General features: G+C 56.2%; 11 protein-coding genes. 4 read left to right on the top strand and 7 right to left on the bottom strand.

The features are described from left to right. Positions 1-6 precede the first annotated feature (6 nt). The 4 genes from tauA to HV107_RS15075 form a co-directional block, all read right to left on the bottom strand. A complete protein-coding gene (gene tauA / locus HV107_RS15090) occupies positions 7-969 on the bottom strand; it encodes a taurine ABC transporter substrate-binding protein (RefSeq protein ID WP_182059769.1) in 963 nt (320 codons plus the stop codon). Between the two features lie 175 nt (positions 970-1,144). Then, complete coding sequence (mmuM, locus tag HV107_RS15085) at positions 1,145-2,077, bottom strand: homocysteine S-methyltransferase (protein ID WP_182059768.1); 933 nt, start codon at positions 2,075-2,077, stop codon at positions 1,145-1,147. Beyond that, a complete protein-coding gene (gene mmuP, locus HV107_RS15080) occupies positions 2,064-3,464 on the bottom strand; it encodes an S-methylmethionine permease (protein WP_182059767.1) in 1,401 nt (466 codons plus the stop codon). The genes mmuM and mmuP overlap by 14 nt, the downstream gene beginning before the upstream one ends. 240 nt (positions 3,465-3,704) lie before the next feature. Then, the gene (locus HV107_RS15075; RefSeq protein ID WP_182059766.1) at positions 3,705-4,613 is read right to left on the bottom strand and encodes a LysR substrate-binding domain-containing protein; all 909 of its coding nucleotides are present in this window, start codon (positions 4,611-4,613) and stop codon (positions 3,705-3,707) included. Positions 4,614-4,740: 127 nt separating this feature from the next. Here HV107_RS15075 and HV107_RS15070 point away from each other — a divergent pair, with 127 nt between their 5' ends. Together HV107_RS15070 and HV107_RS15065 are read left to right on the top strand one after the other, a co-directional pair. After that, positions 4,741-5,928: an MFS transporter gene (locus HV107_RS15070; protein ID WP_182059765.1), complete on the top strand. Its 1,188-nt coding sequence runs from the start codon at positions 4,741-4,743 to the stop codon at positions 5,926-5,928. Between the two features lie 11 nt (positions 5,929-5,939). Continuing rightward, positions 5,940-7,121 (top strand): amidohydrolase, encoded by a 1,182-nt coding sequence (locus HV107_RS15065; protein ID WP_182059764.1) that lies wholly within the window; start codon positions 5,940-5,942, stop codon positions 7,119-7,121. On the opposite strand, the gene HV107_RS15060 is transcribed toward HV107_RS15065, so the two are convergent. Continuing rightward, positions 7,122-8,285, bottom strand: coding sequence for a multidrug effflux MFS transporter (locus tag HV107_RS15060; RefSeq protein ID WP_182059763.1), 1,164 nt, complete (start codon positions 8,283-8,285; stop codon positions 7,122-7,124). A gap of 130 nt (positions 8,286-8,415) precedes the next feature. After that, positions 8,416-9,321 (bottom strand): LysR family transcriptional regulator, encoded by a 906-nt coding sequence (locus HV107_RS15055; RefSeq protein WP_259349630.1) that lies wholly within the window; start codon positions 9,319-9,321, stop codon positions 8,416-8,418. 119 nt (positions 9,322-9,440) lie between these two features. Here HV107_RS15055 and HV107_RS15050 point away from each other — a divergent pair, with 119 nt between their 5' ends. Further along, positions 9,441-10,304 carry an arginase family protein gene (locus tag HV107_RS15050; protein WP_182059762.1) on the top strand — a complete coding sequence of 288 codons (864 nt, stop codon included), beginning with the start codon at positions 9,441-9,443 and terminating at the stop codon, positions 10,302-10,304. A 29-nt stretch (positions 10,305-10,333) separates the two neighbouring features. On the opposite strand, the gene HV107_RS15045 is transcribed toward HV107_RS15050, so the two are convergent. Continuing rightward, on the bottom strand, positions 10,334-11,398 hold the full coding sequence (locus HV107_RS15045) for a zinc-binding alcohol dehydrogenase family protein (protein ID WP_220458411.1): 1,065 nt from the start codon (positions 11,396-11,398) through the stop codon (positions 10,334-10,336). Between the two features lie 87 nt (positions 11,399-11,485). On the opposite strand from HV107_RS15045, the gene HV107_RS15040 reads away from it, so the two are divergent. Further along, the gene (locus tag HV107_RS15040) at positions 11,486-12,595 is read left to right on the top strand and encodes an AI-2E family transporter (RefSeq protein ID WP_182059761.1); all 1,110 of its coding nucleotides are present in this window, start codon (positions 11,486-11,488) and stop codon (positions 12,593-12,595) included. The last annotated feature ends 110 nt before the right edge of the window (positions 12,596-12,705 follow it).

Here is a 12,705-nt window from a genome sequence, read left to right as displayed (position 1 = left end):
TACCCCTTATTTCACGAAGCGATCGGTCACGTACTGGCTATAGTCCGCCGCAACCGCAGGCACTTTGCCCTGCTCTTTGAGGAATGTTGCGGTATCCACAATCGCTTTGTTCACTGGCCCGGTCAGTTGCTGGACCTGTTGCGCGGGCGTGAGGTAGGTATTCCCTTTCACCAGCCCCGGTACGTCTGCTTCCGGTACGCCGCTCAGACGCGAGAGTTTTTCCAGGTTAGCGGGTTGTTTGAGCCATTCATCGGGGTTGCTGATATAGGGTTGCTGCGCGTCGATGGCGCTTTTCGCGAAAGCTTTCACCACATCAGGATGTTTTTCCGCGAAGTCTTTACGCACGACCCACACGTCGAGTGTCGGTGCGCCCCACTGGCCCACTTTTTCGGAGTCGGTCAGTACGGTGCCCTCTTTTTCCAGCTCGTTCACTGCAGGTGCCCAGACGTATGCGCCATCAATATCGCCACGCTGCCAGGCCGCAATAATCGCCGGGGGTTGCAGGTTAATGATTTGCACCTGGCCCGGCTTAATCCCCCAGTGTTTCAGGGCGGCGAGCAGGCTGTAGTGAGTGGTGGAAATAAACGGTACGGCAATGCGCTTGCCAATCAGATCTTCTGGCTTAGTGATGTTTTTCTTCACCACCAGTGCTTCAGAGTTACCCAGCTGAGACGCCAGCAGGAAGACTTCAATGGGCACCTGCTGGCTGGCCGCTACCGCCAGCGGGCTTGAGCCGAGGTTGCCAATCTGCACATCGCCAGAGGCCAGCGCACGCACAATGGCCGCCCCGCTGTCGAATTTGCGCCAGTCCACTTTCGCGCCGCTCTCTTTAGCGAAGGTGTTATCCGCCTGCGCAACTTTTGCTGGTTCCGCAGAGGTTTGATACGCGACGGTGACATCCACCGCCTGCGCCTGAAATGCCCACAGCGCCAGTGCGCCGAGTAAAGTAATACGCGATGAAATTGCCATACTGTCTGCTCCCCTTGTCGTTATGGGGGCAGTATTTCCGGCAGGCGAATTTTGATAAAGGAATAAAAAAGAATCGTTAATAGCGATTCGTTTTTAGATAAAAAGCGGGAAAGAAAAGTGAATTTTGTGCGGTGCTTTTTTGCCGGGTAAGCACAGCCGCCACCCGGCGAAGGCCTCAGCGCTGAGCCGTCAGCTCAGCAATATCTTTCGGCGTAGTGCGACAGCATCCACCAATTAATTTTGCGCCTGCCGCCAGCCACTGCGGTAAATAGCCTGCCAGTGTTTCGCAAGCTTCACCATGGTGGTGCCAGGTTTTCGTCACCGCATCATAGTGCTCACCAGAATTGGGATAAACCACCAGCGGCAGCGAGGTCAGGCTTTGCAGATAGCGCAGCGCCGCCGTGGTGTTCTCCAGCGCGATGCAGTTAATGCCCAGCGCCACAATCTGCGGGTAGTGCGCCAGCTCTGCAATCACTTCACGCAGCGGTGTGCCATCGCTTAAATGCTCGCTGTCACGCAGGGTAAACGAGAACCACGCGCGGGCGCGCGGATACTCGCTCAGCAGCGCGGCAAGGGCTTTGCTTTCGGCAAAAGAGGGTAGCGTTTCACAGGCCAGCAGATCGGCCCCGGCATCCAGCAGCGCTTCAACGCGTGGACGGTGGAACGCGGTAAACTCTTCTGCGCTACGCACATAGTCACCACGGTATTCGGAGCCATCGGCCAGATACGCTCCGTATGGCCCTACGGAGCCTGCCACCAGCAGCGTACCCGCGTGCGGGTTTTCAGCCAGGTATGCTTCGCGCGCCTTACGCGCCAGCTCCACGCTTTTACCGATCAGCGTGCGGGATTGCGCGTCATCCAGGCCACGTGCCGCAAAACCTGCGGGTGTTGCCTGGTAACTGGCGGTAATCGCCACCTGCGCCCCGGCGCGGAAATAGTCGAGGTGCACTTCACGGATAAGTTCCGGGTTTTCTACCAGCACTTTGGCCGACCACAGGCTATCGGCAAGGTTACAACCGCGCGCTTCCAGCTCCGTTGCCATCGCCCCGTCGAGAACGACAAAGGGTTGTGTTTCAAGGATGGCGCTCAGCGGATTATTCTGCGACATGTTCAGGCTCCTGCGTTGTCAGATGTCGGGTCAGGTAGTACGCACCATAACACAGCGCCACAAAAGGTATCCCGCAGTAAAGAGCAATTCTCTGGCTTGGGTCAAACGCCAGGCCTACGCAAGCCACCACGCACAACACAAACCCGAGCACCGGCACCAGCGGATACCACGGCGCGCGATACTGCAACGCAGACAGCGGCTGGCCGGACTGCACATGGCGACGGCGGAAAACAAAGTGCGATGCACAAATGCTTATCCACACTGCCACTACCGCAAAGCCGGAAATTGCCGACAGCGCCACAAACACGGTGTCTGGCGCCACCACGCTTGAGAACAGCGCCAGCACGCCGCCAAGCATGGATACGGAGAGCGCCGTCAGCGGTACGCCGTTTTTATTAACGCGGGCAAAGCAGCGCGGCAGCGTTTTCTCGTTCGAGAGCGACCACAGCATCCGGCCCGAGGCATACAGCCCGGAGTTGGCCGCAGAGAGGATCGCCGTCAAAATCACAAAGTTAAAAATGTCTGCGGCATAAGGAATGCCGACCTTTTCAAACACCAGCACAAACGGGCTCTTTTCCACCCCCGCCTGCTGCATCGGGATAAGCGCCGCCAGCACAAACACGGTGCCGATGAAGAAGATAATCAGGCGGGCGATGGTGGTGCGGATCGCCACCGGGATCACCTTGTGTGGGTTTTCCGTCTCTCCGGCCGCAATGCCGATAAGCTCGGTGCCAGAGAACGCAAAGTTCACCGCCACCATGGTCATCAGGATCGGCAGACCGCCATGCGGGAACCAGCCTTCAGCCGTGATATTCGTTAAGCCCGGCGCAGGTGAACCGTCCTGCATCGGGATAAAACCAAAGATCGCCGCGCCGCCAAGAATAATAAAGGCGATGATGGTGATCACTTTGATCAGCGAGAACCAGAATTCCCCCTCGGCGAAGAAGCGCGTGGAGATAACGTTCAGACCAAAAATTACCGCGCAGAACACCACGCACCACGCCCAGACGGGCACCTGCGGGAACCAGTACTGCATACAGAATCCGGCGGCGGTAAAGCTCGAACCGAGCGCCACCGTCCAGGTAAGCCAGTAAAGCCACGCCACGGTGTAGCCGGTGGCCGGGCCGAGATAGCGGGCAGCGTAAACGTGAAACGCGCCGGTTTCAGGCATCGCGACGGAGAGTTCACCCAGACACTGCATCACCAGCCAGACCACCAGCGCGCCAATCAGGTACGCCAGCAGCGTGCCCGCGGCCCCGGTTGTCGAAATAATGTATCCGGTATTGAAAAATAACCCTGTGCCAATCACGCCACCCAGCGAGAGCATAATCAGGTGGCGTGTTTTCATGGTGCGCTTAAGCTGCCCATTTTCTTGTTGTGTTTGCATATTACCTTCTATACGTATGGACATCTAAACATCCAAAGAAGGTGTGTTATACCGCGATTGTCGATAAAAAGCTAGCCGTGTACAAGGCGCAGCCGGGCACGCCGCGCGCTAAGACGGGGATGAGTTGTCAGGATCACATAGAGAATGGGTCGCCAGGCCATAAGCACCTCCGCAAGCAGATACTTAGAGCATGGCGCGGGAGAGTGAAATCCTCGGTCAGTCGAAAGTGGGATCTGCTGGCTACCAGCTAAACCGTCTGCAGGCCTCGCGCAGGCGAACCAAAAACTGGCGGGCATTGGTGGTCATCGCCGATTTTTGCGACCACACCGCACAATACTGGGCCGAGGGCAGCTGGGTTATCGGCAGTGCCACTAGCCTGTCGTCAAGCTGCAACGGCTGGCACATCGCCCTGGCGACCACGGTCAGGTAATCAGCGTTGAGCACCATATTCAGCCCGGTGATCACGGAATCCGTACGTAGCGGAGTGACCTCTACCTGGCGGTAAAAATGGCTCAGTTCATTTTGCAGTTGCTGGTAATAACCCATTGAAGACTCGGGCAGCAGCCATTTGGCCTGCCGTAGCGCCAGAAGATTGTCGGCGTTCGCCAGCGGGTGCCCCTTGCGGGCAATAATACAAAACGGCGAGGTGAACAGCGGCTCGATCATCACCCCTTCCGGCGGCGCCATGGGATCAACGGACCCAATGGCGATATCAATTTCGCCGTTACGCACGCCCGGCAGCAGCGAAGAGAGCTGCCCCTCTTTGGCCGTCAGCAGCACCTGCGGCAGGGTCTGTTTAAAGGCATCGGCCACATCGGGAAACACGGTCAGGGCAATCAATGATGAAAACCCCACCGTTAACCGACCATGGGTGTAGTGGTTAATCTGCTCCACCTCTTCGGCGGCGCGTTTTAGCTCTTCAAGCACCCACTCCGCCCGTTGCGAAAAGGCGATCCCCGCTTCTGTCAGGGCAATGCCCTCTTTACTGCGTAATAAAAGTTGTGTGCCTAAAGTTTGCTCAAGCTCACGCAAGGTACGGCTCAAACCGGGCTGCGAAACGCCCAGTTCACGCGACGCCGAACGAATACTGCCGCTACGCGCGACCTGACGAAAGGCCTGAAGATGGCCAATTTTTGGCAAATATCTCATCACTCACCCTATAACAAAAAAGCATCACCTATAGAAAAATTATATCTTCCCGCCTTTTCGGTAAACCCCTAGATTCAGAGGGCACACAACCTCTCTCATCGCACTCTGACGCCAGGCGGAAAACATAATGAAAAGCCAGTCACAGATGATTTTTTTACTCTTTATCGGCTATGTCGTGGTGTACATCGATAAAACCGTGATGGGGTTTGCCCTGCTGCCCATCGAAAAAGAGTTCGGGCTGAGCACCGCCCAGCTTGGCTACATTACCGGGATCTTCTTTCTTGCCTATTCGCTGTTTCAGGTGCCCGCAGGCTGGCTGAATGACAGAATCGGCTACAAACCCATGCTGATCATGTCCCTGTGCGCACTGGGGATCTTCGCCCTGTGCTTTGGCGCGCTGGGGATGAGTTTTGGTCTGCTGCTGGTGTTCCGCTTTCTCTCGGGCGTGGGGCACTCCGGCTACCCCTGCTCATGCGCCAAGGCAGTAGTCAGTAACTTCTCGCTGGAAAAACGCACTTTTGCCCAGTCGGTGCTGCTCTCTTCCGCGGGGCTGGCGATGACCGTCGGGCCGATTGTGGCTGTCTCAGCGCTGGAACACTTAGGCTGGCATATCTCCTTTGTTTCGTTAGGGATCGTTGCCTGCGCCATCGCCTTGCTGATCGCCCTGCGCGTGCCGTATCACAAGCCCGAGCCACGGCCGCAATCGCAGGAACGCAGCGCCGCGTTGTGGCGTAACCCCACGGTACTGCTGCTATTTGTCTCGGTGTTTTGCGTCAATATTCCAAGCTATGGCCTGATGGCCTGGCTGCCAAAATTCTTCGTGCAGAGCATGGGGATGCCACTGGAGGTGTCAGGCTACATTGTGGCCGCAGGCGGCGCGGGGATTTGGCTCTCTTCGCTCTGTACCGGCTGGCTGGTGGGCAAGTATTTCCACAACCGCGAGCCGCAGGTGATTTTGGTCTGCGCGCTGATCAGCGCCGCCGCCATTCTCGGGATTTTCCATACCTCGACCGCGCTATCCGCCAGCGCCCTGTTGTTTGTGGGGGAGATCTTCCTGATGGCGACCTTTGTGACCGCCTTTACCCTGCCGATGAAGCGCCTGCCAGAAAGCACCATGGGCTCGGCGATTGGCCTTATCAATACCGGCGGCACGCTGGGCGGTTTCGTTTCCCCGGTGGTGATTGGCTATCTGGTCGGGCAAAGCCACAGCTATGAAAGCGCATTTATTTTCCTGTCACTGGCGATGGTGTGCGCTGGCGTGGCTATCACGCCGTTAATCAAAAAAACCGCCACTTCGCAACCCGTGACTGACTGAAGGAGACTGTGATGAAAAGTACGATTGAAAACCTTATCCGCGACGTCAATGAAGATGTGATCCGCTGGCGCAGACATATTCATGCCAACCCGGACCTCTCTTTCCAGGAGAAACCGACGGCTGATTATATCGCCCGTGAGCTGGCAGCCCTGCCGGAGCTGGAGCTGAGCCGCCCGGTAGAGAACAGCGTCATTGCCGTACTGCACGGTGACAAACCTGGCCCAATGTGGGCGCTGCGTGCGGATATCGACGCCCTGCCGCTGCTGGAAGAGAGCGGCGAGACGTTCAGCTCAACCAGACCTGGCGTGATGCACGCCTGCGGCCACGATGCGCACACTGCGATGCTGATGGGCGCGGCGAAAGTTCTTTGCCATCTGCGCAGCCAGCTGCACGGCAGCATCAAGTTTATCTTCCAGCCAGCCGAAGAAGTGCCGCCGGGCGGCGCGCGTGAGCTGGTAGAAAAAGGCATCGTCGACGATGTGGAGAAGATCTTTGGCCTGCACGTCTTCCCGACCAGCCCTACCGGCAAAATCACGCTGAAAGAAGGGGTGTATGTCGCCTCCAGCGACAACTTCGATATCACCATTTATGGCCAGGGCGGCCACGGCTCGATGCCGCAGTTTTGTATTGATCCGGTGGTTATCGGTGCTGAAGTGGTCAGCGCCCTGCAAAACGTGGTGGCGCGTAATCTCGACCCCATCAACGCCCCGGTGCTGACCATTGCCACCTTCCAGGCGGGTGATAGCTATAACGTTATCCCGGACAGCGCCCGTCTGGCGGGAACCGTGCGTACCCATAACCAGCAGGTGCGCGAGCAGGTACCGCAGCTGATGCAGCGCATTATTGACGGCGTGGTAAGTGCCCACGGCGCACGCGCTGAGATCCGCTGGCAGCAAGGTTATGCCGTCGGCAACAATCATGCCGACACCAATGCCATCGCCAGAGCGGCGATTGCCGAACACTTTGGCGGCGATACCCTGCAACTTGCCGACCGCGCCCTGTTTGGCAGCGAGGACTTCTCCTCTTATCAGGAGAAAATCCCCGGCTCGTTCCTGTTTATCGGCTGCGGTAATCAGGAGAAAGGCGCGGTGTGGAACGTACACAACCCGCACTTCCGTATTGATGAGGCCGCACTGGCAGTGGGTGTGAAGGCGCATATTGCGCTTGTCAGCTCGCTGTTTGAGGATATCTGACTATTTTTTCTGCGCCAACAGCATGGCGATAGCGGCAAACAACGCGATGATCCACGCCATTGTCCACGGCGTGCCATCGCTCAGTGTCGCCAGCAGCAAAGACGAAACAATGCCGCTGCCGTATTGCAGGGAGCCAATCAGCGCCGACGCCGACCCCGCATTGCCTGGCACGGCATCCAGTGCGGCGGCTGTGGAGCTGGCAGCGATGATGCCGTTCATCGAGAAGAAGATAAAAATCAGCACCACAATCAGCGCAATGCCACCCACATGGAACCAGACGCAGGCAGCCATCGCCAAGGCGGCAAGCGCCGCGACGCTTGAGGCATATTTCAGCAGTATCTCAAGCGAATAGTGATTCACCAGCCTGCGGTTCACAAAACTCATGCCCATCACGCCCACGATGTTAACGGCAAACAGCCAGCCGTAATATTGCGGAGCAACGCCAAAGAAGCGGATATAGACAAACGGCGAACCGGTAATAAAGGCGTAGGCCGCCACGTAGTAGCTGGTCAGGCTGAGGGTGAACTGCATAAATTTACGGTTACGCAGCAGCGCGACATAGTTTTTGAACGCGCCTTTCACCGATGCCTTAACGCGTTTCTCTTCCGCCAGGGTTTCTGGCAGCCACCATAGCGAAGCAAACATCAGCACGCCAATCACCGCTAACAACCAGAAGATGCTGTGCCAGGTAGTGAATTTGATCATCTGCCCACCAATCAGCGGCCCGGCAATCGGGGCGATGGCCATGATAATCACCAGCGTCGACAGCATTTGCGCCGCGCGGGTACGGCTGAACAGGTCGCGGATCATTGCTCGCGCCAGCATCGGCCCGGTGCAGGCACCTAACGCCTGAAACACACGCCAGAAAACGATATGGGTTATGTCGGTCGCCAGCGCGCAACCCGCAGAGCCAATCACGAACAGCGCCATGCCGATAAACAGCGGAATGCGGCGACCCAGGTGGTCGCTGATTGGGCCCCAGATTAACTGAGCGATGGCAAAACCGATCAAGAACCCGGTGATGGTCAGTTCGGCATTGCCATGAAGATCGGCCGTCATCACCGGCATGGCGGGCAGATAGATGTCGGTGGAAAGCGAGGTGAACGCCATTAAGGCGCTCAGGATCAGCACAAAGGGTAAACCTGTGGTTTTGGGGGAGGTCATAGCATTCCGGGTATTATTGCGTTGAGTGATAATAATAATCGCAATGAAGTGTTGAATAATCAGGGGTAAACGGGATGTGGTTATGAGTGGTATTCATAATTTGTTTGTCACGCTCAGGTATTGCTGGCCCTTAAGCCGGTTTACGAAACCGTGCAATCAGCCAGTCAATAAACACCTGTAACCGCGCATTCTGATGACGATTTGGCGGATAGAGCACATGCACCGGTAACGCCGGGCGTTGCCACTCCTGAAGGACCGCCACCAAACGCCCCTCTTTTAAATCATCTTCGACATAGCATTTCAGCGGCTGCCCGATCCCAAGCCCGGCGCGCATCATGGCAATGATCCCACTGCCCCCATTGGCAGAAAACGCGCAGCGATCGTAAAAATAGCGATGTTCACCTTTGATAAACGTCAACCCTTCAGCGCGACCGCTTCCGGCTGAAAAGTACCCCACCAGCTCATGCCCCACGCTTAAATCCTGGGGCGTATGCGGAATGCCGTTGGCGGCAAGATAAACCGGCGTCGCACAGGTGACATATTCCATATCAAATAGCTTGCGCCCAACCATCGACATATCGAGCAGCTCACCGATGCGAATAACGCAGTCAACAGCTTCGCTCACCAGATTGATAGTCCGGTCGTTCACCCCTAGCGAGATGGCAACATCAGGAAACTGACGATGGAAATCTGGAAGCGCGGGGATCAGTAAAGACTCCGCAAACACGGCAGGAACATCAATGCGGAGCATTCCCCCGGGACTGGCCTTATTACGGCGAACGAGGGTGTCGGCCAGATCCAGATCTGCAATCAGCCGCACGGCATATTGATAGTACTCTTTTCCTTCCGGGGTGACGGCAAGCGAGCGGGTTGTCCGGTGCAGCAACGTGGTCCCCAGGTGGCGCTCAAGATCGGTGACCAGTTTGCTCACCGTCGAACGGGGCATCCCGAGCTGATCGGCTGCCCGGCTGAACGAATCCGTGTCTACCACCCTAACAAACGCGCGCATTGCCAGAAGCTGATTCATTTTCATCATCCAATTATCCATAACTGTGAACAATGATGTCAGGTTTTGCGTCTTGTTACGACATGACGTTGCTTTATTCTGATCCGTTATTCCACGCTTCTCGCGCACGGAAAAAATAAGGAGATACCATGAGCAACGACCTACGACTGATCTTCCCGCTCTGGCTGGGTGGCAACCTTCGTGAATACCATTTTGGCTCACAGATGCTGGCATGGCTGGCACCCGAAACCGCCTCCCCTGTTGAACATGTTCCCGTGACACCGCTGGATGAACAGCCGGGTATTGAAGAAGGCATTCTTGGGCGCAGCAAACTGATGCAGGATCTGGACAATGCCTCTGCCATCATTCGAAAACACCAGCCAGAGCGCATTACCGTTCTCGGGGGCGATTGCCTGATCGACCTTGAGCCTTTCGCCTGGCTCAGCGAGCGCTATGGTGATGGGTTGGGTATTTTGTGGATAGATACCCACCCGGATGTGATGACCCCCGCGCAATACGCGAATGCCCATGCGCATGTTCTCGGCGCGTTGATGGGTAACGGCGACAGCGACCTCACTCGCCGCGTCCCGCGTCCGGTTCCGGCCTGCCGGGTGATGATTGCCGGTCTTCATTCACCGAATGCCTGTGAAGCCGATTTTATTCGCACCAGAGGGATCCGGACCGTCTCGCCCGAAGCCATCCGCGCAGGCAGCCAGGACATTGCCGACTGGATCGCCAAAGAGAAGATCACACACCTGGCTATCCACTTTGATCTTGATGTCCTTGATTTTCATCAGTTCCGCGCAGTGATGTTTGCACGCCCGGACGACGCGCCGGAGAAATGGGATGGCGTAGCCAAAGGCAAACTCACGCTTGCCGAAGCGGCTGCGGTAATTGCGCAGGCAGACAGTGCTGCTGACGTGGTCGGTTTAGGGATTGCGGAACATTTACCCTGGGATGCCATCAACCTGAAAAACCTGCTGGCAACGTTACCGCTGCTTCGGAAGGCGTAAAAAAGCGGCGAGTCATCGCCGCTTTTATGTCAGAGTTGAACCACAATCGACCCGATGGCCTGGCGGGAGGTTAAACGCTGATAACCGCATTCAAAATCAGCCATCGCCACGCGGGTGTCGATAACGGGTTTCAGTTTACCCTCTTTCACCAGGACCATCATGTCCTGCAATGCAGCGTAAATGTCATCATCTTTTTCTGCGTGCAGGGCATAGCCCACCAGCGTTTTTTCTCCGGCAATAATGTCGAAAGCATCGACGGCCAGCGACTTACCGGCGGTAAAACCAAGCGATACCACGCTACCGCCTGCACGCACACTCTGAAGAAGCTTACCGGTTAACGCACCGCCAACCGGATCAAAGGCATAATCGGCCCCTTTCCCGTTCGTCATCTGGCGCACTTCTGCCGCCAGATCCTGGTTTTCCCCAACGATGATAACTTTCTCTGCTCCCGCCTTATGGGCTGATTCAGCTTTTGCCTGGGTAGAAACCAGAACAATGGGAACGGCGCCACGCGCCAGCGCAATCTGTACCAGCGCATGACCCACCGACCCCGTAGCCCCGGAAATCAGCACATACTGACCTTTTTCAACCTGCACCGATTTTGTCATCGCCCGGAACGCGGTCAGGTAGTTGACGCTCAGGGTGGCTGCCTCATCAAAATCCAGAACATCCGGTACGGCAAACAGCCGCCGGTCCTCCACTAACACCCACTCGCTGAACAACCCATCCTGCACAATCCCCAGCGTATTGCCGCCGTAGATCCCCACTTTGGTGCCGGGCGCGAAAAGGGCACTCTCTTCAATTGTCCCGGCCCCCTCGTTACCCAATATCAGGGGCGCTTTTGTGCCGCCGATGCCCTCCTGGCGAATGAAATTTGAAAGTTGGTTGATGGTGGCGGCGCGCATTTTCACGACGCTATGGCCGGGTTTTACCGCCGGTTTTTCACGTTCTTCGATTCCCATCTCAGGGGGCAGGCCGAATACCCGGGTGACAATTGCTTTCATCATATTCTCCACGTCTTCACTCTTTAGTGCGCAAATCATGCCGCTGAAAATCAGGGCTGAGAAGAACGCCGGGATGTCATGACTATCCATATTGATGGACAATCCAGACAGACGGCATTGGTAAATCCCGTAAACGGTTCTATAGTCGACACTGTTTCTTAGTTACAGGATCAACTGATGCGATTTAACGGACTGACCAAAGGTTTCTTTCTTTTCATTCTCGCCCTTGTCACCTGGGCCTTCTTCGATGTGTTGTCGCCTTACTTTTCTGCGATCCTCTGGGCCGCGATCCTGACCATCATCTTTAACCCGGTAAAAAACAAGCTGCGCGCCGCGCTGGGCGATCGTAACGGGCTGGCGTCGCTGCTGACCATTGGCCTGATTTGCCTGATCGTCTTTATTCCACTGATGGTGATCCTCTCGTCGCTCGCCATTGAGCTGAACGTGGTGTACACCAAGCTTCAGCAAAACAACACGCAGTTCCCGGAAGTGGTTGCCAGCCTGTTTGCCCACCTGCCGGGCTGGGCCAGCGGCTTCCTCGCCGATCATAATCTGGATAACGCAGCGCAAATTCAGAAAAAGCTCTCTGATGTGGCTTTGCAGGGCGGGCAGTATCTGGCGGGGAGCGCATTTCTGATCGGCAAAGGCACATTCGGCTTTGCTATCAGCTTCGGCATTATGTTGTATCTGCTGTTTTTCCTGCTCAAAGACGGGCCGTACCTGGTACGGCAGATCCTGGATTCCCTGCCACTGACGGATTTTGCCAAACAACATCTGTTCGCCAAATTCGTCGGCGTATCGCGCGCCACGGTGAAAGGCACAGCGGTTGTGGCGGTGGTTCAGGGTACGCTTGGCGGAATTGCATTTGCTATTGCGGGTATCGATGGCAGCGTGCTGTGGGGGGCGCTGATGGCATTCCTTTCCCTTGTGCCTGCCGTGGGGTCGGCCATTGTCTGGGTGCCCGCCGCTATCTTCCTGTTTGCCACCCACCAGCTGTGGCAGGGGCTGTTTATTGTCGGTTTCTTCGTGATTATCGTCGGGCTGGTGGATAACATTCTGCGCCCGTTGCTGGTCGGCAAAGACACCAAAATGCCGGACTATCTGATCCTTATCTCAACACTTGGCGGCATGGAGCTTTACGGCATCAACGGTTTTGTCATTGGCCCACTGATTGCCGCCCTGTTTCTTGCCTGCTGGAATCTCTTCTCCGGCCGCGATCATGAAGGTAACGCCGAGGAGCTGGATCCTGACTTTATTGAAGAAGGGAAAAACCCTCCAGATTTATAGTGTATTGACGATAACAATCACACCAGACGGCTTTGCGCCGTCTTTTTTTTCGCGAGAAATCAGCCGTTTTCTATAATTTTTAAAGATGCTATCCCACTTAAGTCGTAAAA

This window comes from Enterobacter sp. RHBSTW-00175 (assembly GCF_013927005.1).
Taxonomy (GTDB): domain Bacteria; phylum Pseudomonadota; class Gammaproteobacteria; order Enterobacterales; family Enterobacteriaceae; genus Enterobacter.
Note: the sequence above shows the minus strand (reverse complement) of the source record. Positions and strands in the feature narration are given on the sequence as shown.

Bases quoted from the DNA above. Each gene is read 5' to 3' on its own strand.
- HV107_RS15045 (WP_220458411.1), bottom strand. From the start codon at position 11,398: ATGGATAGTCATGACATCCCGGCGTTCTTCTCAGCCCTGATTTTCAGC.
- mmuM (WP_182059768.1), bottom strand. From the start codon at position 2,077: ATGTCGCAGAATAATCCGCTGAGCGCCATCCTTGAAACACAACCCTTT.
- mmuP (WP_182059767.1), bottom strand. From the start codon at position 3,464: ATGCAAACACAACAAGAAAATGGGCAGCTTAAGCGCACCATGAAAACA.
- HV107_RS15075 (WP_182059766.1), bottom strand. From the start codon at position 4,613: ATGAGATATTTGCCAAAAATTGGCCATCTTCAGGCCTTTCGTCAGGTC.
- HV107_RS15065 (WP_182059764.1), top strand. From the start codon at position 5,940: ATGAAAAGTACGATTGAAAACCTTATCCGCGACGTCAATGAAGATGTG.
- HV107_RS15070 (WP_182059765.1), top strand. From the start codon at position 4,741: ATGAAAAGCCAGTCACAGATGATTTTTTTACTCTTTATCGGCTATGTC.
- tauA (WP_182059769.1), bottom strand. From the start codon at position 969: ATGGCAATTTCATCGCGTATTACTTTACTCGGCGCACTGGCGCTGTGG.
- HV107_RS15060 (WP_182059763.1), bottom strand. From the start codon at position 8,285: ATGACCTCCCCCAAAACCACAGGTTTACCCTTTGTGCTGATCCTGAGC.
- HV107_RS15050 (WP_182059762.1), top strand. From the start codon at position 9,441: ATGAGCAACGACCTACGACTGATCTTCCCGCTCTGGCTGGGTGGCAAC.
- HV107_RS15040 (WP_182059761.1), top strand. From the start codon at position 11,486: ATGCGATTTAACGGACTGACCAAAGGTTTCTTTCTTTTCATTCTCGCC.
- HV107_RS15055 (WP_259349630.1), bottom strand. From the start codon at position 9,321: ATGATGAAAATGAATCAGCTTCTGGCAATGCGCGCGTTTGTTAGGGTG.